Raw genomic sequence first — 23,182 nt, 5'->3', positions numbered from 1 at the left:
ATGAGCTGACCACCAATGGCCCGCGGGGCCAGGAGGTGAAGCTCGTACGAACGACCGAGAACGTCGCTCGCTCGCCGTGGACACCAATGTGGACGGTCGCGTGGCGATGGTCGGCGTCAACGCGCAGGGCCCGGCGGCCCGGGAACTCCAGCTCGCACGGCAACGACGGACGCTGCTCCTGACCGCCGGGGCTCCCGGTGCCCACCAGGAGCCCTTCCGGCGCTGCCCGGAACGGGGCGGCTGAACGGTCGCCCGGTAGGCAACCTTCGGCGGGCGTGCCGCGGTACGCCTCTGCCGGATAGTGATCGGCGTGGCCCTCCACGCATCCCTCCGTTCGGGCAGGCGGTTGCTCGCCGCCCTGACCGCGGCGCTGGTCCTGTTCGCGACCGGCGCCGCGGAGCCGCGGCCGGGCCACGACCGGCCCGGCCGGCCCGCCGGGCCCGCCTATCCCGTCGCGGCGACGCCGGCGCACCACACCGCCGTGTCCGTCGCCTATGCGCGCGGGTGGCAGGCGCAGGAGGGCATGACCGCGCAGGCCGCCGGCACGCGCGCGCCGTTCGGCGAGTGCCCGGCCGTCGGCGCGGCGACCGGCTGCGCCACGCTGGTCGTGGTCGGCGGGGACGGGCGGGTGGCCGTCGTGGCCGACCCGGCGCAGGAGCCGTTCGACGGTGCCACCGGCGCGACGCTCGTCGGGATGCGCAACGCGACCCCGGCGGCGGTGCGGGAGCTGCGCATCGTCGCGGACGCGCCGGTGTTCGCGTTCGGCGGCCCCGGCCTGTGCGGGCGTTTCGAGGGTGTGGCGCCACTGGGCTGCCCGTTCGGCGGCACCGGGTTCGAGGGCCCGGGCGTGACGTTCGCGCGCATCGGCGACGGCGGGCGCAGCGGCGTCGTGCGGTTCAACCCGGCCGTCCCGCCGGGCGGCAGCGTCTGGTTCGCGCTGGCCCAGGCGCCCGCGCCGAGCGTGCTCGACGCCGCCGCGCCAGCCGTCGAGGCGCAGGGCGGCGCACCGAGCGCGTCGCAGCGGCCGGGTGTGGCGTGCGGCGACGGGCTCACCGTGAACTGCGCGACCGGGGCGTATGTCCAGCAGTACACGGACATCTCCGTCCCCGGCCGCGGCGTGCCCCTGACGTTGACCCGCACCTACAGCTCCACCCGCTCCACGTCCCCGTCGCGGTTCGGCTACGGCTGGACCGACAGCTACGCCATGGCGCTGACGCTGACGGGGGACGCGGCCACGGTGCGCGAGGAGAACGGTGCCGAGCTGCGGTTCCGCCGCGACGGCGACGCGTTCACCGCCCCGCCCGGCACGCTGGCCACCCTGGTCGGGGACGGCGACGGGTTCCGGTTCACCCGGCGCGGCACCGGCGTGCGCTACCGGTTCGACCCCGGCGGCCGGCTGGTGGGGGAGACCGACGCCAACGGCACCCTGACCCGGCTGGCCTACGCCGGCGACCGGCTGACCGAGGTCGTCGACGCGGCCGGGCGGAAGCTCGTCTTCGAGTACGACGGCCCCCGGGTCAAGCGCGTCACCGGCCCGGCCCGGCAGGTCTGGACGTATGCGTACAGCCCCGCCGGCGACCTCACCGAGGTCACCGAGGTCGCCGACAAACGCACCCGCCGGTTCGAGTATCAGGACCACCGCCTCGTCCGCGAGGTCAGCGGCGAGGGCGGCGAGTGGCGCACCGCCTACGGCGCGGACGGCCGGGTGACCGACCGGATCGACCCCACCGACGGCAAGACCCTCATCTCGTACCGTGGTGACGGCGCCACCGCCGGCGGCGGCACGACGACGGTCACGAACCCGGCCGGGGACGTCATCGAGTACGTCTACCACGGGCTGCGCCTCACCGAGACGACCCGCGGGCACGGCACCGCCGACGCCGCCACCACCCGGTACGGCTACGGCACCGACGGGTTCGTCGCGACCGTCACCGACGCGGGCGGCGGGCGCACCCGCTTCACCTACAACGGCGCCGGCGACGTCGCGAGCGTGACCGACGCCGAGGGCCGCACGACCGCGTACACCACCGACGACGAAGGCCGCACGACGAAGGTCGTCGACCCCGTGCAGCAGCTGACGCAGTACGAGTTCGACGGCGGCAACCTCGTCGGGACCACCGACGCGACCGGCAACACGATCGAGTACGAGCACGCCGACGCCGCACACCCCGGCGACGTGACGAGCATCCGCAACGGGGCGGGACAGCGCACCGAGCTGCGGTACGACAGATGGGGCAACGTCCAGCAGCAGATCGTCTTCCCCGCCGAGGGCAGGTCGGTGGTGACGGCCCGCGCCTACGACGAGGCCGGCCGGGTCACGGTCCTCGGTGGCCCCGGCGGCGGCAGCGGGACATCGGTCACCTACAACGGCGCCGGCCAGCCCCTCGTCGTCGAGGACGCGGCCAGGCACACGACGACGATCAGGTACGACGACGACGGCAACGTGCGCTCGACGCTGGACCGCAACAACAACTTCACGCAGTTCGAGTTCGACCGGGCCGGCCGCCAGCGCAAGGTGACCAGGGCGGACGGCAGCGTCGAGGAGGTGGAGTACGACGCGGCGGGCCGGCCGCTGCGGCAGATCGACCCGGCGGGCAACACCACCACGTATGGCTACGACCCGCTCGGGCGGATCTCGTCGATGACCGACCCGCTGGGCCGCACGACCCTGCTCGGCCACGACCGCACCGGCAACGTCACCAGCATCACCGACCCGTCGGGCCGGGTCACCCGCCTCGCCTACGACCGGACCGGCAACCTGCTGTCCATCGGGTACTCCGACGGGACGACCGGCGTGCGGTACGGCTACGACCAGGCCGGCCGGCGCAAGACCATGGACGACGCCAGCGGCCACACCGGCTACGACTACGACGCTGCGGGCCGCCTCCAGGAGGTCGTCGACGGCGCCGGGCACGCGGTCGGCTACCACTACAACGGCGCCGGCGACATCGACCGGATCCGCTACCCGGCCGGCGTCGTCGAGCGCGGGTACGACGGCGCCGGGCGGGTCGTCGAGGTCAAGGACTGGCTCGGCCACGCGACCGCGTTCACCTACGACGACAGCGGCGCGCTGCAGGAGGCCCGGTTCCCGAACGGCGTCGCGACCACCCACGGCCAGTCGATCGTGACCGGTCACGACGCGAAGTTCGACTACGAGCGGGACTGGACCGGGCAGGTCATCGCCGCCACCACCACGTTCGGCGCCGGCCCGCCGCAGCGCACCGAGTACGGCTACGACAAGCACAACCGGCTGGGCAGGGTCGACGGCCAGGAGGTCGGCTACGACAAGGCCGGCAACCTGGTGCGCTTCCCCGACGGCACGACCCAGGAGTTCGACGAGGCCGGGCAGCTGCGCGGCGACGGCTACGACGCACAGGGCAACCGCACCCGCAGCGGCGCCGTCGCGCTCCAGTACGACCAGGCGAACCGGCTCACGCGGTACGGGCCGGACATCACCCACCAGTACGACGGCGACGGGCAGCGGACCTCGACCCGGCACGGCACCGCGACCGCTAGCTACACGTGGGACCACGCGGCGGCGACCCCGCTGCTGCTCGGCGACGGCACAAACGTCTACGTGTACGGTCCCGACGGCGCCCCGATCGAGCAGATCGCCGCCGACGGCACCGTCACGTATCTGCACACCGACGCGCAGGGCAGCGTCCGCATGCTGACCGACGAGCACGGCGCCGTCACCGGCACCCGCACGTTCGACGCGTTCGGTCGCACGGTCCGCTCCACCGGCGCGTCGTCGCCGCTGGGCTACGCCGGGCAGTACACCGACCCCGGCAGCGGCCTGCTGTACCTCCAGGCGCGCTACTACGACCCGGCGACCGCCCAGTTCCTCACCCGCGACCCCCTCGCGGCCACGACGCTGCACCCGTATGCGTACGCCGGCAACAACCCGCTGAACCACGCCGACCCGTCCGGCCTCGACTTCTGGGACTGGCTGGGCCGCGTCGCCCGGGCCGCCCTGGACGTCGTCGTCGACGTCGTCGTCTGGGCCGCGCACGAGGTCATCGACATGGTCGCCGAGGCCGTCACCGAGGGCTGCGAGCGTGCCGTCGTGCGGTACATCGGCCCGTTCGCCCCGGGCGTCTGCGGCGCGTTGGGCGGCGCGCTCGGCGGTGCCCTCCACTACCTCGTCGGCGCGGTCGAGACGGGAAACTTCTCCTGGTCCGGCTTACGCGGCGCCGCCGTCGACGGCGCCTGGCAGGGCGCCCTGGAGGCCTACGGCGGCAAGGTCCTGTCGGGCGCCGCCCGCAAGCTCGTCCGCCGGATGCGGTGCTCCCCACCGGCGCCCTGCACCGCATAGCGCCGCCGGCACGGTGCTCGCGCGGTCGCGGTCGAAGACATCGGCCTCGGTCACGACCCGACCGTAACGGTCGCGGGCTCCGGACCGCCCTATTGTCAGGTTTCTTTCCTGATCGATGAAGGGCTCTCCGATGCGCCGAATCCTCGCGGTACTCGCCCTGATCGCCACCGTCCTCGTCGCGCCGGCGCGGCCCGCCGCCGCGGCGGTGACCCCGCTGCAGATCTACGGTGCCTGGCACTGCGGCAACGACTTCTGCACGTGGGGCACCGCGCGCACCGTGGCCGAGTTCGACTCCCAGAACCATTGGCTGGTGGACCGCGGCGACGGCCGCCCGTCGGTCAACGTCGTCGTGCTGAGCTTCGTCGACCCGCTCAAGCTGCTGCACCTGACCGGCGACGCCACCACCGTCGCCGGTGTCCCGCGGGGCATGACGCCGGAGATCGTCGGCTACTTCACCGCGCGCGGCATCCGGGTGATGCTCTCGATCGGCGGCATCACCTACACCGACGCCTGGAACGCCGCGCTCGCCGAGAACGCCGCGCAGCTCGGCCGCAACGCCGCCGCCGTCGCGCGGCGGCTGGGGGTCGGCATCGAGATCGACTACGAGGAGAACACCGACCCGGACCTCGTGGGTCTGCAGGCGTTCATCGACGCGTACCGCGCGGCGCTGCCGTACGACGCGACCGGAGCCGACCCGGCGGCGCGGCTGACCATCGACGTCGCCGCCGGCGCCCGCTGGCTCATCGCCGTCAACCGCAAGGCGACCGCCGACTGGCTGCGCACCGACCGCCCGGTCCTGGACTACGCCAACGCGATGGTCCCGGCCCGCCAGCCGTCGGCGAGCGCGGCCGTCGGCAACTGGCAGGAGCACCTCGACGGCAAGCCGCAGTACGCGCCGCCGGTGCCGCCGCTGGCCCCGGCCAAGTTCACCGGCGCGCTGTACGTCGCCTACGGCAACCGGCCCCTGCCGGAGTGCACCGACTTCGCCGCGTCGCTGCAGCGCACCACCGGCACGTTCGTGCAGTCGGCGGCACCGAACGGCGCCGGCACCACGGCGGGCCTGCTCGGCTACATGTTCTGGGCCGCCGAACGGCCGGCCACCCGCGGCATCGGCACCGTCCCGCCGAACACCTGCGAGGGCGGAATGGGCGCCGGCGCCACGGCCTACCAGATCCCGATCCCGATGCCGGCACTGCGCCAGAGCTGACCGGCCACGGGCCGGAGAGGAGGACCGCTCCTCTCCGGCCCGGACCGGCTATCGACGGGGCTGGAAGTAGTGGGTGACCGCGTACGCCGTCGTCTTCAGGCCGATCTTCGCGCCCTCGACGTCGGCGGTGCGAGTGTGGATGCCGCCCCAGATGCGGGCCTCGATGACCTCGGCGATCGCCCCGGAGAAGCTGGTGAACGTGCGGGTCGTGCCCGACGCCGAGCTGAACGCGCTGAACGTGATGTCGTTGCGGCCGAAGAAGAAGGCCAGCGCCGACATGCTCGCCGCGGTGAAGCAGGTGTGCCCCGACGTGAAGTCCGGGTGCGGCGGGGTGACCAGCAGCGGCATCCACGCCGGGTCGGCCGCGGTGGCCGGGTTGCCGTCGGTGTCGGCGAGCTGGACCGCGGTGACCGGCCGCCAGAACAGCCAGGCGCCCTTCTCGTTGTAGCAGGCCGACGTCGCGTCCGCCTCGGCCAGGTCGACCAGGGCGAACATGCGCGCGGTCTGCATGGTGCTGAGGCGCTGGCCCACGGCGAGCTGCCGCTTGATCTCCCACTCGCCCAGGTGCCGGTCGTGCCACCAGACCGCCGCCTGCGTCTGGTCGAGGGTGCGGGTGGTGCTGTTCACCGCGCCGATGGTCTTGACCTCGTTGAAGTCGCGGGCGTACTGCGCGCTGGTGAGCGCCGACGGGCCCGACGAGCGGAACATCGACACGCTGGGCAGCAGGAACGGCTTGAGCTTGCCGACCCACGCCGTCGCGTTCGCATTGGTCGGTGGCGTCGGGCGCCACTGCCCGGGCTGGGTGCCGACCGGCCAGGCCTCGTCGCCGAAGGCGCCGTCGCGCTGCCGGGCGTTGATCATCGCGGCCGCGGTCTGGCTGCCCACGTTGCTGCCGCGGACCTTGGCCAGGCCGGCCGGGATGCCGGCCATGTAACCGTCGTACTGCTGCTGGAGCCGGTCCCGCTGGTCCGGGAAGAGCCAGGTGAGGACCTTGAAGGCGGCGGTACCGACGGCGGCGTCGGTGGACTCCCGCCCGTTCGCGGCCGGCGCCGTGAGGTACGGCTGATAGGGCTTGCCGGCGATGGCGTTCACGGCGTCGTAGACGGCACCGTGCACCATCGCGAAGCTGCGGGCCTGCACCTGCGGTTGCTGCTGGGCGTAGTCCCAGATCGCGGTCTGCGCGTTCTGGTCCCACACGACGACGGCGTTGACGGGTCTGGCCGGGTCGGCCGCGTAGGCGCTCGTCATGCCGCTGAGCACCGGCGCGCCGGCGCCGATGACGCCGGCGACGACGAGACTGACGATTCTGCGAGTGGAGATGTGCACTGTCACTGACTGACCCCCATGCCGGCGTTCGCGGGCCGGCTCGTTGTCGCATCGACAAGGTTCTCCTGCAATGACGCAAGTTACCGCCCCTTGCCGGGCGATCAAACCGGCCGAACAGCCGCAGACTTCGTCCTGTCGTCAGCGCCGGGCGGCCCGACGGGATCGGCGGGCGTCGCCCTCACGCACGCTGTGCGGGGGTGACGGGCTGGTTGCCGATGACGGCGAGCAGCTGCAGCTTCTCGTGGCTCTCGCTGCCCGGGACGGCGGTGTAGACCAGCAGGGAGTGCGACTGCTCCGGGTCGAGCAGCGCCTGGCAGGTCAGTTCGAGGACGCCGACCTCGGGGTGCACGAAGCGTTTGACGTGGCCGTAGCGGACGCCGACCTCGTGCTCGTCCCACACGGTCCGGAACTCCTCGCTGCGGGCGAGCAGGAGCCGCTGGAGGTGGGCGGCCCATGAGTCGGGGCCGCGGAGCGTGACCGTCGCGCGGAGCCCGGAGGCGAAGACGCGGGAGTGCAGCGCGTGGTCGTCGGCGTGGTACAGCGCCCGGCAGGCCGGGTCGGTGAACCACCGGTAGCCGATGCTGCGGGCCGGGCCGGTGTATCCGGTGAGGTCGCCGGTCAGCGCGACGCCGAGCGGGGTCTGCCGCAGTGTCTCGCCGAGCTCGGTGACGACCTCGGCCGGGGTGTCGGTGAGCCGGTCGAGGATGCGCAGCAGGCCGGGGCTGATGTGTTCGCTGGTCGTCCCCCTCGTGGGCGGATGGTGACCGGCGAGCCGGAACAAGTGGTCGCGTTCGTCGAGGGACAGGTGCAGGCCCTGCGCGATCGAGGCGATCATCTGCTCGGAAGGGCGGGGTCCGCGCTCCCGCTCCAGCCGGCTGTAGTAGTCGGCGGAGAGGTGGCAGAGCGTGGCGACCTCCTCGCGGCGCAGCCCGTTGGTCCGGCGCCGCCGCCCGCGCGGGAGGCCGACGTCCTCGGGCTGGAGCGACTCCCGGCGGCGGCGCAGGAACTCGGCGAGCCCGGCTCGATCGATCATGTTTTTCGTTGTACCACCGGCGCCTGAGCGCAGCCTGGGATCGACAGGCCGTGGATAACCCGGCGGATCGGGCGCAGCCTGGGGTGGCATCGACCACGAGGAGCGAGGAAGCACCCATGGCACGAACCCGGCCGGACACCACCGTTCCCGACCTCACCGGGAAGCTCGCCGTCGTCACCGGCGCCAGCGACGGCGTCGGACTGGGCCTGGCGGCCCGTCTCGCCGCTGCCGGCGCCGAGGTCATCATGCCCGTGCGGAACCATCGCAAGGGCGAGGCCGCGGTCGCCCAGATCAAGCGGCGGTACCCCGGCGCCGCCCTGTCCCTGCGGGACCTCGACCTGGCGTCGCTGAGCTCGGTCGCCGCGCTGGGCGCCGCACTGCGCGGCGAGCACCGGCCCATCCACATCCTCGTCAACAACGCCGGCGTGATGACGCCACCCGACCGGCAGACCACCGCCGACGGGTTCGAGCTGCAGTTCGGCACCAACCACCTGGGGCACTTCGCGCTCGTCGGCCACCTGCTGCCACTGCTGTGCGCGGGCCGCGCGCGGGTGACCTCGCAGATCAGCGTCGCCGCCAACCGCAACGCCGTCAACTGGGACGACCTGAACTGGGAACGGTCCTATGACGGGTTCCGCGCCTACAGCCAGTCGAAGATCGCGTGCGGCCTGTTCGGGCTCGAGCTGGACCGGCGCAGCAGCGCGGCCGGCTGGGGCATCACGAGCAACCTCGCGCACCCCGGCATCGCGGCCACCAGCCTCCTGGCCGCGCGGCCCGAGGTCGGCCGGGCCCGCGCCACCGCGGGCGGGCGGGTCATCCGCGCGCTCGGCCGCCGCGGCATCCTCTTCGGGACGGTCGAGACGGCGCTGCTGCCGGCCCTGTACGGCGCGACCTCCCCGGAGGCGCGTGGCGCCCGTGTCTATGGTCCCGGCGGTTTCCAGCACATCTCCGGCGCCCCCGCCGAGCAGGCCGTCTACTCCCGGCTGCGCGGCGAGGACGACGCGCGGCGCATGTGGGAGGTCTCCGAGCGCCTCACCGAGCTGTCGATGACCCCCAGTTCCTGACGCGGGCCTCCTCGAAGTAGGACGCGCTCTCGGCGTCGGCGGGGTAGTACGACTCGACTGCGATCTCGTCCAGGGTGATGTCCATCGGGGTGCCGAACGTGGTGATCGTCGAGAACATGCGGATCTCCCGCCCGCCGACGCGGAGGATCATCGGGATCACGACGTCGGCCTCGACCCGCTCCTCCGTGGCGTCCTGCGGGCCCGGCGCCAGCAGTTCCTCGTACAGCGCGGTCAGCTCCGGGTCGGGTGCCACGGCCAGCTGGCGCGTGATGCGGGCGCGGAACACGGCACGCACGTCGGCCAGGTTGACGACCAGCTGGGCGAAGCCCCGCGGGTGCAGGCCCAGCCGCACCAGGTTCACCGGCGGGCGGAGCAGGTCGGGGGAGACCTGGGCGAGGAACGGGGTGACGGCGCGGTTGGTCATCAGGATGTTCCAGCGGCGGTCGAAGACCAGGGCCGGGTACGGCTCGTGTGCGTGGAGCACCCGGCGGACCGCGTCGCGGGCGGCCCCCAGGGCCTTGTCGTCGAGTGGGCGCTCGGCGAACCTGGGTGCGAAGCCGGCGGCCAGCAGGAGCCGGTTGCGGTCGCGGAGCGGTACGTGCAGCTGGTCGGCGAGACGCAGGACCATGTCGGCGCTCGGGCGCGACTTGCCGGTCTCGACCAGGCTGACGTGCCGGGCCGAGACGTCCGCGGCGATCGCCAGGTCCAGTTGGCTCAGGCCCCGGCGGTGCCGCCACTGCCGCAGGAGCTCGCCGACCGTGTACACGATCATGCAGCGTACCCATCGTCCCGCGGTACGCCATGAAATCCCGGTTCATCGACAGGCCGGGCGTTCGCGGAAACACTGCGTCCATGACCAACGAGAACACGGGCATCGTCCAGCGGGCGCTCGCCGGGCTGATCGAGACGGGCGACGTCGACGCGCTCGGCGCGCACCTGAGCGACGACTTCGTCCACCACCGGCCGGGTGCCGTCACGTCGACCAAGGCGGAGTGGCTCGCCGCCGTCCGGGCCGCGCTGGTGCCGCTCGCCGGCATGCAGGTCGAGATCCACCAGGTGCTGGCCGACGGCGACCACGTCGTGATGTACTCCCGCCGCTGGCTCCCGGCCGGCGGGCCGGAGATCGCGGTCGTCGACATGTGGCGGCTCGGCGACGGGTTGATCACGGAGGGATGGGAGATCATCGAGCCGACGGCCCAGGTGGCCGCCAACCTGGTCTGGTGGGAGGCCGTCATGTCGCCTCGACCAGGCGGCTCTCCGGGAACGTGAAGCCGGGCACGGCGCCGGCCAGGTCGTCGGTCTGGTTGCGGATCTCCTCGGGCTGCTCATTCGGATGCCGGTTCCGTTCGCCGGCTGGGGGCGGCGGCCGGGTGAGGGAGGCCGCCGCCCCCAGTCTTCTCAGCTCCCTGCGCCGTCCGGCGTGTCGGCGTTGGTGCCGACGACGGCAAACTGCTCGTCGAGCTGGACGTCGACCTGGCTGCCGTCGGGCCGGGTCACCTCGACCTCGTAGTAGCTGTCCTCGTCGCCGATCTCGGTGTCGGTGACCTTGCCGCCGCCGACGTGGGCGAGTGCCACAGCCGACGCCTTCTCCAGGGCCGCACCGGTGATCGGTGCGTCGCTCTCACCCGTCGGGCCGGCGATCGCGACGCCGCCGACGGCGCCCGACGCGATGATCCCAGCGGCGACCGATCCGAGGATCCATCGTGCTCGCCGTTGCATTGCACCTCCAGTTGGTTGTCGCGTACGGCCAGAGCTTGCGCCGTGTCCCCTAACGCGACGCTGAAGTCGGGAGGCGAACCGTCGCGCGGGCACCTCCTGCCGGACTGTCCTCGATCACGACGGAGCCGTGGTGGGCGGTGACGATGTCGGCGACGATGGCCAGGCCGAGGCCGCTGCCGCCGGTCTCCCGATCGCGGGCGTCGTCCAGGCGCACGAACCGGTCGAAGATCCGGACGCGGTCGTCGGCCGGAACGCCCGGCCCGTCGTCGTCGACCCGCAGCACCGCCCACTCGGACTCGGTGGCCAGCGTGAATGTGACCCTGCGCCGGGCGTGACGGGCGGCGTTGTCGCCGAGGTTGCGCAGCAGGCGGCGCAGTGTCGCCGGGTCACCGTCGACCCACGCGGACGACGCACCGGCGGTGTCGACGGTGAGCCGGCCGGTCGCGTCGCGCAGCCGGTCGGCCTCGGCGGTCACCAGACCGGCCAGGTCGAACGTGCGGCGGCGGAGTCCGAGGCTGCCCTCGTCGGCCTGGGCGAGCAGGAGCAGGTCCTCGACGAGGGCCTGCATCCGCAGGCTCTCGACGTGCGCGGTGGCGGCCAGCGTCGCGGCGGGGATGGCGGTGGGATGGCGGAGCGTGACCTCGGACTGCTGGCGGATGGCGGCGATCGGCGAGCGCAGTTCGTGTGCGGCGTCGGCGATGAAGCGGCGCTCGCGGTCGCGGGCGCGTTCGAGCCGTTCCAGCATCCGGTTCATGGTGTCGGCGAGGCGTCCGACCTCGTCGTGCGACCGGGGCCGGGTCACCCGGCGGTCGAGCCGGGACCGGGTGATCTCGTCGACCTCGGTCCGGATGGCCTCGACGGGTGCGAGGGCCCGTCCGACGGCCCGCCACGCGGCCGCGCCCACGACGATCGTGAGCAGCGGCAGGCCGATCGCCAGGAGCGCGGCCAGCGAGCGGGTCGACGCCTTCACGCCGTCGAGGCTGTGCCCCAGCAGTACCCGCCGGCCGTCGCGCGCGTCGGCGGTGACGAACAGGACGGGGTCGTCGTCGAAGGGCACCGTCACCGTCCGTGCCCGGCCGGGTTCGAGCCGGGTCAAAGCCGGGAGGCCGCGTGCGTTCGGGGTGGAGCTGAGCACCTCGCCCGACGGGCCCAGCACCTGCAGGACGATGTCGTCATCGGCCGCCAGCCCGGCGGCCGGGTCGCCGCCGCCGTCGACCAACCGCGCCGCGTCCGCGGCGCGGACGGCGACGGACGCGTGGAGCTCGCGTTCCAGCAGCGCGCCGAACGCGGCGACCATGACGACCGCGCCGGCCACCATGACGGCACCGACCACTGCGACCACCGCGGCCGTGGTCCGCCACCGCATGGAGCCGCGCAGCCGGTCACCCGCCATCGGCGGCCAGCCGGTAGCCGAAGCCGCGGTGGGTCTCGATCGCCTGCCGTCCGAACGGGCGGTCCACCTTGTCCCGCAGCCGCCCGATGTGTACCTCGACGACGTTCGTGCCGCCGTCGAACTCGAAGTCCCAGACGTGGTCCAGGATCTCGCGCTTGCTGACGACCTCGCCACGGCGGCGCAGCAGCACCTCCAGCAGCGCGGCCTCGCGGCGGGTGAGCGTCAGTTCGGTACCGCCGCGGGTGACCCTCCCTGACGCGGGATCGAGGCGCAGGTCACCGGCCGACAGGATCGCGGGTCGTTCCCGCGCGCCGCGTCGCAGCAGCGCGCGCAGCCGAGCCACGAGCACCGCGTGCGAGAACGGCTTCGTGAGATAGTCGTCGGCGCCGGTGTCGAGGGCCTCCACCTCGTCCCACTCACCGTCCTTGGCGGTCAGGACCAGGACGGGTGTCCAGTTCTCCTCGTCCCGCAGGGTGCGGCACACCTGGTAGCCGTTCTGTCCCGGCAGCATGAGGTCCAGGACGATCGCGTCGAACGGCACCTCCCGCGCCAGCCAGAGCCCGTCGGTGCCGGTGTGCGCGACGTCGACGGCGAACCCGTCCGCGACCAGGCCGGCCCGCAGGCCCTCGGCGAGCCGCGGCTCGTCCTCGACCACGAGTACCCGCACGGCCACCTCCGATCCGGGCTCAAAGCTCCTACGAGTTGTAGGAACTGTCAAGTTTGACGACGGCGGACCCGGACCGCGGGCACCGGCCGCAGCCCTACCGTCGTGCGGACCGCTGCGACCAGCGGAGGCGGTGCCGGTTGTCCACAGTCGGGCCGGCGGCCCGGACGGCCGCCGTCCAGGCTTCGCGGCCGATCCGCGGGATGCTCGTCGGGTCGTCCGGATGTCGGGGCGCTGCCTGCCAGTCGAGTCCGGTGGCGATGACGGTCCTGGCGTTGTCGCTGGTGAGGTTGAGCTGACCGAGGACCGAGGACCGAGGCGGCCGGGGTGCCGTCGCTGTCGCCCCGGTGACGACCGACGACGAGGAGCATCTCGTTGAGGTCGGGTGCGAGGAGTGCGGTGATGTCGTACTGGTAGACGTCGGGGACGGTCGTTCCGGCGTCCGTTCCTGTGCCGCCGGCCCAGGTCCCGTTGACGAACACCTGGTGCGGGCCGTGTGCGGCGGCCGTGAGCACGGCGGTGTCCGGCCGCCGGGAGAGGATCATCCGCCGGCGCACGACGAACGCGGATGGCGTCCGGCTCAGCGGCGCCGCGCCGATGCTGATCCAGGTGGCGTCCTCGAGGAAGCGTGCCGGTGGGCGGGTGGTGCCGGCCGGCCGTGCGTGCGGGTCCATCTGTTCACCTCGGATGGTCGTGGTGCGGCAGCGCTCTCCGGCGGGCGTGACTGCTGCCCGCCGGAGAGCGCTCGATCGGTGGCGGCGCCCGGTCAGGTCCTGATCTGCGTCTCGCGGTACGGGGTGAGCATGGCCGGGCCGACGAGGCCGTATGCCTGCCGGGACTGGCCGCCCCACGGGGTCGGGCGGGTGATCCGCAGGCGGTTGTTGAGGGTGGTGGCGACCTCGACCGTGATGGTGTTGGCGCCGGGCTTCAGCCACCGCCCGATGTCGACGGTGGTGCTGAGCTGGTTGACCGGGCCGACCGGGGTGCCGTTGACGGTGACGCGGAACGTGTCGAGGACCTCGCCCAGGGAGAGCGTCGCGCCGAGGTCGGCGTTCCAGTCGGCCGGCAGCGTGACGGTGGTGGTGTACGTGCCGATGCCGGACGCGTCCTGCAGGTCGGCGAGCTGCGGCCAGGGCTGCAGCGAGTTGAGGGTGAGCGTCGGCAGGGTGGTCTTCGTCGTGAGGGTGGCGGCCATGTCGTCGGCGGTCGGGTTGGTGGGTTGCCAGTCCTCGACCGAGAGTCGCCATGACGTGAGTGGGATCGGCGCCGGTACCCCGGGCACGGCGACCTTCGCCGTGCGTCCCTTCGGCAGGGTGACGGTGAACGTGCCCGCCGTCGAGGACCGGGCGACGAGCCGGTCACCGTCGTACCGGACGTCGACGTCGGCGGTCACCGCGTGGACGGACGGGGCCTTGCCGCGCTCCTGCAGCGCGACGAGGATCGCGTCCTTCGGGCCGATGCGGACGTGGACGGTGACCCGGCCCCGCTGGGTGTCGTCGTAGCGGGCGATCGGGGTGATCGCGCCGGTCCACGGATCCAGCGTGTGCGGTACACCGTCGCCCTCCAGCGAGACGTCGAGCTCCTCGGCGGCGGCGGAGATGTTGTGCAGGAAGTAGTAGTCGGCGTGATCGTCACGGCGGCGGACCGAGTAGACGTCAGCCGCCCGGGCATTCGCGGCAGACGGGCGGACCCCCAGGCTCTGCAGGGCGGCCAGGACGTCGCCGGACGCGGCGGCCTGCTTGACGGTGGGCTGGGCGAGCAGCTGGGCGACGACCAGCTGCAGCGCGGCGTCATCGGCGGCGGCGTGGAAGTAGCCGGGGACAGCGCCCGGCGGGGTGCCGACGACGATGATCGGCAGGCCGTCGCGGGCGAAGGACAGGATCTGCTTGGCGACCTTGAGCGGCATGGTGGCCTGGTTGTTGACGATGAAGGCCTTGTATGAGGGGCCGGCCGGGGCGAGGCGGCGCTGCCGGACGACGGCGGTGGGGAGGTCCAGGACGCCGTGGCTGAGGTAGCCCGTGCTGTAGCCGGCGCGCAGCAGGCTCGTGTCGGTGAAGTAGCCGCCGGAGCGGTTGAAGTCCTGCCGGTAGAACGCCAGATCGACGGTGTTCTTGCCGGCCTGCAGGACGGCCTGGGTGCGGGCCAGGTAGCCGGAGACGTCGCGGATATGTTTCCAGGTGGGCTGGCGCGGGCCCCACGCCTCGGCGAAGCCGATGGAGGTGTTGTTGCGGAACGGGGAGAACGCGGCGAAGCCGGGCCACAGCGTGCCCGGTGCGGCGGCGTAGGCGAAGCCGTGCAGGACCGCCTCGTTGACGCCGCTGACGAAGTTGCCGTTGGCGGTCTCCAGCATGTCCTGCCACGTGGTGCGGTAGCCGCGGTTGCTGAACGCGCCGAGCTCGTCGGAGATCTTGCGGTCGGGGTGGCCACTGAGGTCGCGGCCGGAGGCGAGCGCGCGGAAGCCGTCGGAGACGACCCCGAAGCCGAGCGACTCGCCCTCGGCCTGGCCGGTCAGGGCGGCCGACAGCACCACGTCGACGGTGGTGCCGTAGCCCTGGTTCTTGTAGAACAGCCCGCGCGACTCGGTCCAGTCGACGAAGACCTTGAGCCGGTTGTCGATCCACAGGTCGCTCAGCGTCTGGTCGTAGTCGCGGCGCACGCGGGTCGTGTCGACGCCGGGGTAGGTGAACTGGGGCGTTGCCGCCAGCACGATCGGCAACAGCGGCTCCACGGCGTAGCCGCGCCGGCGCTGGAACTCCTTCGGCAGGCCCGGCGTCCAGTGTTTGACCGTCTTGAGCTCCAGGGAGTCCTCGAAGATCGAGCCATGGGTGTCCCTGAGCAGGCGCAGGATGCGGGCGGTGAGCAGGTCGCGCTCCCAGTGCCGTACGACGACGTCGGCGCCCTCCCGGCCGAAGTGGTCGACGACGTACGCCTGGGGTACGGACACCGGCGAGTTGTTCGGGTTGCCGTCGAACATGTTCACGATCTGGCCCGTGCCGCGCTGCCAGATCGCGATGAGCACCCACGGGTTGCCGCCGGCCGGCGCGGTCCATGAGACGGCGCCGTTGGCGACCCGGCCGGTCAGGTCCGTGAGGCTGCCCTGGACCAGCTCGACCGGCCCGCTCGCGGGCAGCGTCGCGGTGGTGACCTGGGCGGCGAACAGGCGGACGAGGACCGGGCTCACGGGCGGGTTCGGGTTTGCGGTCGAGGTGCCGCTGGGGCTGGTCGTCGGCAGCGGCACGGGGCCGGAGAAGGACGCGCCGGCCTCGACGGTGGCCCGGCCGTGGGTGAGCTCCTTGGCGCCGGCGGCCGAGTCGGGCAGCACGCCGGGCACGGCGGAGGGCCAGTGCGGGCCGATGGTGATGCTGGTGAGGAGGCCCCGCTGCTTGGCGGTGGCGAGGGCGGTTTCGACGGCGGCGTTCCAGCGCGGGGTGCCCCAGCCGTAGACGGCCGGATCCATCGGTGCGCTGACGCTGTCGTAGACGTCAGCGATCTCGAAGCCACCGAAGCCGGCGTCGGCGATCTGGTGGACCTCGCGGGCGATCTCGTTGGTATCGACGTGGGCGCCGGGCCACCACCAGCGGAACTGGGCGCGGGTGGCGGCGTCCGGCGCCGTGAACCAGTCAGCGGACCGGCCGCCCGAGCCGGTGTGTGCGAATGCGGGGACGGCGGCGAGGCCGCTGGTGCCGAGGAGCGTGGCGCCGGCGGTGGCACCGCCGGCTTGTAGCAGCCGACGTCGGCTGATGTTGCTGGACATGCGGGAACTCCTTACGTGGGGTGTCTTCAGCGACGCTTGGCTGCGGCTGTGAATGTGTAGTCGCCGGAGCCGACGCGGTAGGTGGCGTAGCCGTCGCGAATGTGGAGGGCCTTGGCGCCGCCGGTGGCGGAGGCGGTCTGCCCGTCCGCGATGGGGAGCAGGACGTCGGCGGTCGCGCCGACCGGGACGTGGACGCGCAGGGTGAACGTGCGGTCCGTGCGGGTCCAGGCGGAGCTGACCTTGCCGAGCGGGCTGGTGAGGTACGCCGACGCATGGGTCATGCCCGGGACCGGGTAGGGCTTGACCTGTACCTGCCGGTACGCCGGGGCGGTCGCGCGGATCCCGGCGACGTACTCGTAGAGCCAGTCGTCGATGGTGCCGCGGAACGCGTGGTTGTGGGATCGGGAGGAGTCGGTGAGGCAGTTCGTCGAGGGGAACCAGCACCACGCCTCCCACATCGTGTCGACGATGAGGGTTTCGGCGCCCGTGTTCAGGCCGTCGACGGTCTGGAACCACCATCCCCAGCCCGGGTAGGTGGGATTGACCGATGCGCGGTAGGCGAGGTCGAGCTGGCCGCATTCGGTGAGCACGGGCATGAACAGCTTCGTGCCGACGGCACCGGTCTCGAGGTGGTCGGCCCACGCGACGTGGACGTCGTCGGCGAGGTTGGCGCAGACCGCCGGGCGGTCGGCCTCGGGAACCAGGCCGAACGCGAGCGGGACGAGGTTGTCGGTCTGCCGGTACTCGGGCGGGTTCGCCGAGTACAGCTTCGTGGCCGGGTTGTAGAGCGCCGCGTTGTAGGCCGTGCGGATGGTCCGGGCGAACGCGTCGAATCCTGCGGCGTCAGCGGGTCTGCCGAGGACCCGGGCGATCTCGGCGAGCTTCGTCGCGGTGAGGTAGATGAACGCGGTACCGACGGCGCGGTTGTCGGCGGTACGCGGGAACGTCGCGTTGCCCGGGTTGTCCGGGCCGCCGCCGGCCGGTTCGTGGTCGCCGTAGGTGGTTCCGGTGTAGAGGTAGCCGGTCGCCGAGATCACGCCCCGGTAGTAGTCGAGCCAGCGTTTGAGCCCGGCGTAGTTGTCGGCCAGCACTGCGGTGTTGCCCCGCTGCTGGTACAGCGTCCAGTTGATGAGCACGTAGCTCGCGGTCCAGATCGGGTCGGCGCTGGGTGACCAGGTTCCCGGCACGCGGTCGGGCAACTGCCCGTTGGCGGACTGGATGTCGCGGTGGTCCGCCATCCACTTGGCCCAGAAGGCTTCGGTGTCGAAGTTCAGCAGGGCCGAGTCGGCGAACAGGTGCCCGTCGGCGGTCCAGCCGGCCTTCTCGTACATGGGGGTGTCGGTGGGGATCGAGTGCAGGTTGCTCAGGATCGAGGCCCGCATGGCCGCGTGGTAGCGGTTGTAGAGCTCGTTCGAGCTGGTGAAGCCGCCGGTGGAGGCCACGTCGGAGTTGAGCGTCCGGCCGGTGACCGCGGTGACGGTGACGCCCGCGGGGGCGGTGATCTGCAGGTACCGGTACCCGCTGTAGCTGTAGCTCGGGGTGTAGGTCTCGGTGCCCTCGCCGCGCAGGGTGTAGGTGTAGGCCTGCAGCGCCGTTCCGCCGCCGCCGATACCGCCGGCGTTGGTGACGGTGCCGTCGGCGTTGAGCTTCTCGCCGTACTTCATGGTGACGGCTGCCCCGGCCGGGCCGCGCAGGCCGACCGTCGCCCAGCCGGCACGGGTGGTGCGGAAGTCGTAGACCGTGGTGCCGACGGCTGGTTGGCGGGTGACCGGCTTCGCGAGGGTGCCGGTGACTCGGATCGGTTCCTGGTCCTGGGCCTTCAGCACCCCGCCGGGGGCGGTGCGCACGAGCGCGGGATCCCAGCCGGTCGCGGTGAACCCGGCGCGGTCCCAACCGGGCTGGTATGCGCGGGCGTCGTAGGTCTCGCCGTTCATGACAGCGTTGGTCAGCGTCGGGCCGTCGTCGGTGCGCCAGCTGTCGTCGGTGATGATCCTGGTGCTTCGACCGTTGGTATAGGTGACGTCCAGTTGCAATTTGAGCACCGGGTAGCCGGTGTAGTAGCCGTGGCCGAGGCTGACGCCGATCGCGTTGGACCCTCGGCGTAGCTGGGTGGTCACGTCGTGGGTGACGTAGAGAACGGTCTTGTCGAAGACGGTGAACCCGGGGTCGAGCTCGTGGTCGCCGACACGGGCGCCGTTGAGATACAGCTTGTGATAGCCCAGGCCGGCCACGTAGACGCGCGCGGATGCGATCCGCTGGTCGGGGAGGTCGAACTCCTTGCGGAGCAGGACCTCGGGGGTCGCGGTGGCCGCCGCGGTGCTCTCCCGGCCGATCCATGCGCCGCCGAACTCGGCCGGGCCCAGGAAGGCGGTCTCGAACCAGGCGGTCCGGCTCCAGTCGGACGGAGTGGGGCCGCCGTCGGTCCAGACACGGACGGACCAGTGGTAGCGGGTGCGGGACTGCAGTGGCCGGCCGGCATAGGCGATGTCGAAGGACTGGGCGGAGCGGACCTTGCCGCTGGACCAGACGTCGCCGCGGGTGTCGGCCTGCGACGAGACCCGGATCTCGTACGCGGTCTGCGCGGCGCCGTTGTAGCCGGCGCCGACGATCCAGCTCAGCCGTGGCGCGGTGGCGTCGATGCCGAGGGGGTCGACGAGGTCCTCGGTGGTGAGGCTGCCGACGCTGATCTTGTCCGGCCGGTCAGCCCGGGCCTGCGACCACGGTGGGGCGACCACGGCGGCGAGCAACGCGGCGGCGGCGGCGATTGTGAGCGCCAGCCTGCGGTGTGGTGCGGTGGCGTGCATGCGGTCTCCTGCGTCTGAACGGTGTGGTGTCGCTGGGCAGGATGGTTCGGCGCGGACCTGACGGCCCTGCGCGGGTGTGAATGCGTGCGGAGTTCACCGGCGGTTGGGGTGGCGGGCCGGTGTGTGCTGAATCTATGAAACGTTTCAGGGGTGGGTGTGGGCTCAGCATAAGAACCGGCCTGTCGGAGCGTCAAGGGTGCACCGGTGTTCCGGGGTGTTCTATCGGCATATCGTTTCCATTGATAGGCCCATCAATGCATTCAATGATGTGTGGCCGGTGTGTCCGGAGCCGGGATCGTGGGGCGCCGTACGATACGGAGCGTGGACGATGTGGCCGGACTCGACCTCAACATGCTGACCGCGCTGCGGGCACTCCTGCAGGAGCGCAACGTCACGCGGGCCTCCGCTCGGCTCGGGCTCGGCCAGCCCGCGACGAGCGCCGCACTCAACCGGCTACGCGCGCATTTCGGTGATCCGCTGCTGATTCGCAACGGCAACACATTCGACCTCTCACCGCTGGCTGCCGACATTCTGACAATGGTGGAACAGGCGCTGGCGGCGGTGGCGGATGTCATGCTGCACACCGCGAGATTTGATCCCGCCGACTCCGGCCGGACGTTTTCGATAATGGTCGCTGATGTGGCGCTGCTGACGCTCGGTGAAAGGCTGATCCCGGCGATGGCCGACGCGCCCGACGTCAAGCTCGACTTCGTGGGCCTCACCGACGCGGCGATGCGGGATCTCGAATCGACGTTGCGGTCCGTTGACGCGCTTGTGGCACCCAGGGGAGTGGTCACGAGCTTTCCCGCTGCCGATCTCTGGACCGATCACTGGGTGTACGTGGTCGGCGAACGGTCGCCGTTCACCGACACCCCGCCGCCGGAACGCCTTGAGCAGATGACCTGGGTTACGTCCTTCCATGGCGCACCGACCCCGGTCGTCGCCGCACTCGAGTCCTGGAATGTGCGGCCACGCGTCAGGGTCACCGTTCCCACCTATGTGGCGTTGCCCGTCCTACTGGCGCAGACCACCGACCACATCGCGATCCTGCAGCACCGGGTCGCCCGGCGACTCGCTGCGCTCGGCGGCGTCCGCGTACTGCCGGGGCCGGTCGACGCGCCCGAGTTCCAGGTCGCGCTGTGGTGGCATCCGTCCCACGACCAGGATGCCGGTCACGCCTGGCTGCGTCAGCGGATCGCCGATGTCGCCGCGGCGGGCTGAAGCGCACCGTCCGGTCGTCGGAACGTCGACCAGGCGGTCACCAGACCCAGCGTGACCGCGATGCCGAGGCCGGTGTAGAGCCCGCGCGGCGCCCGCTCCAGGAGGCCCGGCGTTACCAGGGCGAAGCCGGCTGCCGCGCAGCGCCCGACCGCGATGACGATGCCCTGGGCCGAGGACCGCAGCAGCGTCGGGAAGGACTCCTGGGTCCACACCTTCATGATCGGCTCGAAGGCGAGGCTCGAACCGGCGGCGACGAGAACGCCGGTCGCCGCCGGTGACGTCACCGTGAAACCGGACAGCGCTGGCACCAGCGGTCCCGCTACGAGCAGGGCGCCGCCGATGGCGAAGTAGCGCATGCGGGCCGGACTGTCGGCCACCCGCATGAACCAGAGTCCGAGCGCGATCCCGATCGGCAGCACCGGCAGCGTCATCAGCACGCTGGTGCGCACGGTCAGTCCGGCAACATTGACAGCTACGTACGTGCCGAACTGGCCGAACGTGTTCGCGAAGAGGTTCGTGAGCGCGTAGAACGCAACCAGCGCCAGAAACGGCCTGCGGTACGGCGCCTGCAACAGCGTTCGGGCATCGACCCGCTGCTGCTGGTGGCTCCGCATCCAGCTCGGGGACTCCGGCAACGTCAGGCGGGAGAGCATTACGGCGACGGCGACGACCGCGATGTGGGCGAAGAGCACCTGCCCGCCGGTACGCCCCAGGTCGCCGGCGACCGCTGCGATGATCTTCGTGGCGAGGATGCCGGCGAGCCATAGCACGCTGGACAGGCCGATCATGGCGCCGCGCCGCCCGTCGCCGCTCAGCTCGGTGATCGTCGCGAGCGACGCGGGCAGGTCGGCGCCGATCCCGAGGCCCATGAGCGTCACGCCGGCCAGCAGCAGCGGAAGGCTCGTGGCCATGGCGAGCAGCCCGGCCGCAGCCGCGACCAGCCCGACGGTCGCGGTGAAGACGACCCGCCGGCCGAGCACGTCGCCCAGCCGGCCGCCGCTCAGTGAGCCGGCCGCGATCGAGAACGCCAGCGTGCCGGCCAGCAGGCCGACCTGGCTCGCGGTGAGACCGAGAGCGTGCTGATACAGCACCAACGCGACGGAGGTGGACACAATCGCCGCTGCGTCGAGGTATGAGGCCATCCCCGCGATGACGCCGACCCGCCATGCGCGGGGCAACGCGGGGCTGTCGTCCATCGGAGGCTCCCTTGGTGTGCGGCGGCCGAGTTCCGCAGCGTAGTGCACGTGCCGCAGTCATCCACAGCCTGCGCTTGAGAGCATGCTGCTCGGCTGGCAGCCCGAGGCGGGTCGCGACCGCGAGCCGCTGCACCACGTAGCTGAGAACCGGCTGAAAGCACCGGCGGGTGGGCCGTGCGAATTCTGCGGCACCGGCGTCACCGTGCCCCTACAGTTTGTAGGAGATTATGTGCGTCCGCCGGATGGAACTCGTTCGCTGGGCCTTGCGTGCCGGTCATTCGGGCACGAACGCCGGTCCGGCACAGGAAGGCCGCCGCATCGCCGAGGAGATGGGTTGCTGGTCGGTGGCCAGCGGGCGCGGAACGTCATCGTGCCGATGGTGGGTCTCCGTCCCGCCTCCGAGCCGATCTGGAGGTTTCTGATGCCCGCGAAAGCGATGCAGCCGACGTCGTCAGCGCCGACGGGCAGCGCGCGCAGGGTGAGGGCCGTGATACGAAAGCTGCCGGAGATCACCCTGGCCTTCTGGGTCATGAAAATATCGGCGACTACGCTCGGTGAGACCGCAGGGGATCTGTTCTCGCAGACGCTGAGGCTCGGGTACTTCCTGAGCGCGGTGTCGCTGGTTGCGATCTTCGTCGTGACGCTGGTGGTGCAGCTGCGCTCGGACCGCTACAACCCGGTCTTCTACTGGACGGTCATCCTGTCCACGAGCATGGCCGGCACGACCATGTCGGACTTCATGAATCGCGACGCCAGTGCTCAGTATTTGGCGAAGGGCGCCCATACGCTCGGTCGGGGCCCACAGGGCCTGGGTATGGGCTATCCGGTCGGTGCGGCGATCCTGGTCGCGTTGCTGGCGATCGTGTTTGTGGTCTGGCGGGCGACAGGGATGCCGTTCGACATCAATCGCATCGACACGTTCCGTGGCGAGATGCTGTTCTGGACTGCGATCCTCATCTCCAACACCCTCGGCACGTCGATGGGCGACTTCCTTTCCGACAGCTTCGGGCTCGGCTACCTCGGCGGCGCCGTGCTCATCACCGGCGTCCTCGCTGTCCTGGCGATCGCCACCCGGATCCGCTGGATCCCGAATGTGCTGATCTTCTGGCTCGCATTCGTGCTCACCCGGCCGCTGGGCGCGACCGTCGGAGACTTCTTCACCAAACCGGTCGCCAAGGGCGGGCTCGGCCTGGGCACCTACGGTGCCTCCCTGGCCCTGGTCGCCATCCTCGGCAGCCTGATGGTCTACTCTGCGGTCCGGGAGAAGCGGCGCCGACCATCGGTGGGGTGAAGCGGCGGGCGAGGCCGCTGACGGCCGCGTCGAGGCGCATCAGCGGCGAGCCCGTCGCGGACGGTCTCGGCGAGGCCGACCTCGTCGTCGACCAGCGGCAGTCGCATCTGTGAGCTCCTCTCAGAAGGCCCGCACGGGGTTGGCGTCGACGCGGCTGCGGGTCAGGTAGGCCACGAGCGCCATGGACGCGATGAG

17 protein-coding genes are annotated in these 23,182 nt (G+C 71.8%); 7 read left to right on the top strand and 10 right to left on the bottom strand.

Annotation, left to right across the window (positions count from 1 at the left end; all coding sequences use genetic code 11):
• The first annotated feature begins 88 nt into the window (after positions 1-88).
• The 3 genes from ABZS66_RS26550 to ABZS66_RS26540 all read left to right on the top strand — a co-directional run bounded on the left by ABZS66_RS26550 (position 89) and on the right by ABZS66_RS26540 (position 5,522).
• Positions 89-244: a hypothetical protein gene (locus tag ABZS66_RS26550; protein ID WP_354762105.1), complete on the top strand. Its 156-nt coding sequence runs from the start codon at positions 89-91 to the stop codon at positions 242-244.
• A 66-nt stretch (positions 245-310) separates the two neighbouring features.
• On the top strand, positions 311-4,315 hold the full coding sequence (locus ABZS66_RS26545; protein WP_354762103.1) for an RHS repeat-associated core domain-containing protein: 4,005 nt from the start codon (positions 311-313) through the stop codon (positions 4,313-4,315).
• A 130-nt stretch (positions 4,316-4,445) separates the two neighbouring features.
• Complete coding sequence (locus ABZS66_RS26540) at positions 4,446-5,522, top strand: hypothetical protein (RefSeq protein ID WP_354762101.1); 1,077 nt, start codon at positions 4,446-4,448, stop codon at positions 5,520-5,522.
• 48 nt (positions 5,523-5,570) lie between these two features.
• Here the strand turns inward: ABZS66_RS26540 and ABZS66_RS26535 are convergent, their stop codons facing one another.
• Entirely contained in the window at positions 5,571-6,854 is a 1,284-nt protein-coding gene (locus ABZS66_RS26535; protein ID WP_354762099.1) for a phosphatase PAP2 family protein, read from the bottom strand.
• A gap of 172 nt (positions 6,855-7,026) precedes the next feature.
• Positions 7,027-7,878: a helix-turn-helix transcriptional regulator gene (locus ABZS66_RS26530; RefSeq protein WP_354762153.1), complete on the bottom strand. Its 852-nt coding sequence runs from the start codon at positions 7,876-7,878 to the stop codon at positions 7,027-7,029.
• A gap of 119 nt (positions 7,879-7,997) precedes the next feature.
• On the opposite strand from ABZS66_RS26530, the gene ABZS66_RS26525 reads away from it, so the two are divergent.
• Complete coding sequence (locus tag ABZS66_RS26525) at positions 7,998-8,945, top strand: SDR family oxidoreductase (protein WP_354762097.1); 948 nt, start codon at positions 7,998-8,000, stop codon at positions 8,943-8,945.
• Here ABZS66_RS26525 and ABZS66_RS26520 read toward each other — a convergent pair.
• Positions 8,914-9,717 carry a helix-turn-helix transcriptional regulator gene (locus ABZS66_RS26520; protein WP_354762095.1) on the bottom strand — a complete coding sequence of 268 codons (804 nt, stop codon included), beginning with the start codon at positions 9,715-9,717 and terminating at the stop codon, positions 8,914-8,916. The genes ABZS66_RS26525 and ABZS66_RS26520 overlap by 32 nt on opposite strands.
• A gap of 80 nt (positions 9,718-9,797) precedes the next feature.
• On the opposite strand from ABZS66_RS26520, the gene ABZS66_RS26515 reads away from it, so the two are divergent.
• Positions 9,798-10,214, top strand: coding sequence for a nuclear transport factor 2 family protein (locus ABZS66_RS26515; protein WP_354762093.1), 417 nt, complete (start codon positions 9,798-9,800; stop codon positions 10,212-10,214).
• A gap of 129 nt (positions 10,215-10,343) precedes the next feature.
• On the opposite strand, the gene ABZS66_RS26510 is transcribed toward ABZS66_RS26515, so the two are convergent.
• The 6 genes from ABZS66_RS26510 to ABZS66_RS26485 form a co-directional block, all read right to left on the bottom strand.
• Positions 10,344-10,664: a PepSY domain-containing protein gene (locus tag ABZS66_RS26510; protein WP_354762091.1), complete on the bottom strand. Its 321-nt coding sequence runs from the start codon at positions 10,662-10,664 to the stop codon at positions 10,344-10,346.
• Positions 10,665-10,713: 49 nt separating this feature from the next.
• A complete protein-coding gene (locus ABZS66_RS26505) occupies positions 10,714-12,057 on the bottom strand; it encodes a HAMP domain-containing sensor histidine kinase (protein WP_354762089.1) in 1,344 nt (447 codons plus the stop codon).
• Positions 12,047-12,724 (bottom strand): response regulator transcription factor, encoded by a 678-nt coding sequence (locus tag ABZS66_RS26500; protein ID WP_354762087.1) that lies wholly within the window; start codon positions 12,722-12,724, stop codon positions 12,047-12,049. Before ABZS66_RS26500 ends, ABZS66_RS26505 begins: the two co-directional genes overlap by 11 nt.
• 47 nt (positions 12,725-12,771) lie before the next feature.
• Complete coding sequence (locus ABZS66_RS26495; RefSeq protein WP_354762085.1) at positions 12,772-13,395, bottom strand: hypothetical protein; 624 nt, start codon at positions 13,393-13,395, stop codon at positions 12,772-12,774.
• Between the two features lie 92 nt (positions 13,396-13,487).
• Positions 13,488-16,475: a glycosyl hydrolase gene (locus ABZS66_RS26490; RefSeq protein WP_354762083.1), complete on the bottom strand. Its 2,988-nt coding sequence runs from the start codon at positions 16,473-16,475 to the stop codon at positions 13,488-13,490.
• A 26-nt stretch (positions 16,476-16,501) separates the two neighbouring features.
• Positions 16,502-19,279, bottom strand: a complete 2,778-nt coding sequence (locus tag ABZS66_RS26485; RefSeq protein WP_354762081.1) for a family 78 glycoside hydrolase catalytic domain — start codon at positions 19,277-19,279, stop codon at positions 16,502-16,504.
• Positions 19,280-19,600: 321 nt separating this feature from the next.
• Between ABZS66_RS26485 and ABZS66_RS26480 the strand changes: the two genes are divergently transcribed.
• Positions 19,601-20,500: a LysR family transcriptional regulator gene (locus ABZS66_RS26480; RefSeq protein WP_354762079.1), complete on the top strand. Its 900-nt coding sequence runs from the start codon at positions 19,601-19,603 to the stop codon at positions 20,498-20,500.
• On the opposite strand, the gene ABZS66_RS26475 is transcribed toward ABZS66_RS26480, so the two are convergent.
• Positions 20,467-21,696 carry an MFS transporter gene (locus tag ABZS66_RS26475; protein WP_354762077.1) on the bottom strand — a complete coding sequence of 410 codons (1,230 nt, stop codon included), beginning with the start codon at positions 21,694-21,696 and terminating at the stop codon, positions 20,467-20,469. The two genes, ABZS66_RS26480 and ABZS66_RS26475, sit on opposite strands and share 34 nt — an antisense overlap.
• Before the next feature lie 82 nt (positions 21,697-21,778).
• On the opposite strand from ABZS66_RS26475, the gene ABZS66_RS26470 reads away from it, so the two are divergent.
• Positions 21,779-22,987: a hypothetical protein gene (locus ABZS66_RS26470; RefSeq protein WP_354762075.1), complete on the top strand. Its 1,209-nt coding sequence runs from the start codon at positions 21,779-21,781 to the stop codon at positions 22,985-22,987.
• Positions 22,988-23,182 lie beyond the last annotated feature (195 nt).

It is taken from the genome of Dactylosporangium sp. NPDC005572 (assembly GCF_040605515.1).
Lineage (GTDB): Bacteria > Actinomycetota > Actinomycetes > Mycobacteriales > Micromonosporaceae > Dactylosporangium.
Note: the sequence above shows the minus strand (reverse complement) of the source record. Positions and strands in the feature narration are given on the sequence as shown.

Excerpts from the sequence above, each read along its gene's own strand:
- ABZS66_RS26470 (WP_354762075.1), top strand. The coding sequence starts at position 21,779 with ATGCTGCTCGGCTGGCAGCCCGAGGCGGGTCGCGACCGCGAGCCGCTG.
- ABZS66_RS26510 (WP_354762091.1), bottom strand. The coding sequence starts at position 10,664 with ATGCAACGGCGAGCACGATGGATCCTCGGATCGGTCGCCGCTGGGATC.
- ABZS66_RS26475 (WP_354762077.1), bottom strand. The coding sequence starts at position 21,696 with ATGGACGACAGCCCCGCGTTGCCCCGCGCATGGCGGGTCGGCGTCATC.
- ABZS66_RS26520 (WP_354762095.1), bottom strand. The coding sequence starts at position 9,717 with ATGATCGTGTACACGGTCGGCGAGCTCCTGCGGCAGTGGCGGCACCGC.
- ABZS66_RS26515 (WP_354762093.1), top strand. The coding sequence starts at position 9,798 with ATGACCAACGAGAACACGGGCATCGTCCAGCGGGCGCTCGCCGGGCTG.
- ABZS66_RS26540 (WP_354762101.1), top strand. The coding sequence starts at position 4,446 with ATGCGCCGAATCCTCGCGGTACTCGCCCTGATCGCCACCGTCCTCGTC.
- ABZS66_RS26525 (WP_354762097.1), top strand. The coding sequence starts at position 7,998 with ATGGCACGAACCCGGCCGGACACCACCGTTCCCGACCTCACCGGGAAG.
- ABZS66_RS26505 (WP_354762089.1), bottom strand. The coding sequence starts at position 12,057 with ATGGCGGGTGACCGGCTGCGCGGCTCCATGCGGTGGCGGACCACGGCC.
- ABZS66_RS26495 (WP_354762085.1), bottom strand. The coding sequence starts at position 13,395 with ATGGACCCGCACGCACGGCCGGCCGGCACCACCCGCCCACCGGCACGC.
- ABZS66_RS26485 (WP_354762081.1), bottom strand. The coding sequence starts at position 19,279 with ATGCACGCCACCGCACCACACCGCAGGCTGGCGCTCACAATCGCCGCC.
- ABZS66_RS26490 (WP_354762083.1), bottom strand. The coding sequence starts at position 16,475 with ATGTCCAGCAACATCAGCCGACGTCGGCTGCTACAAGCCGGCGGTGCC.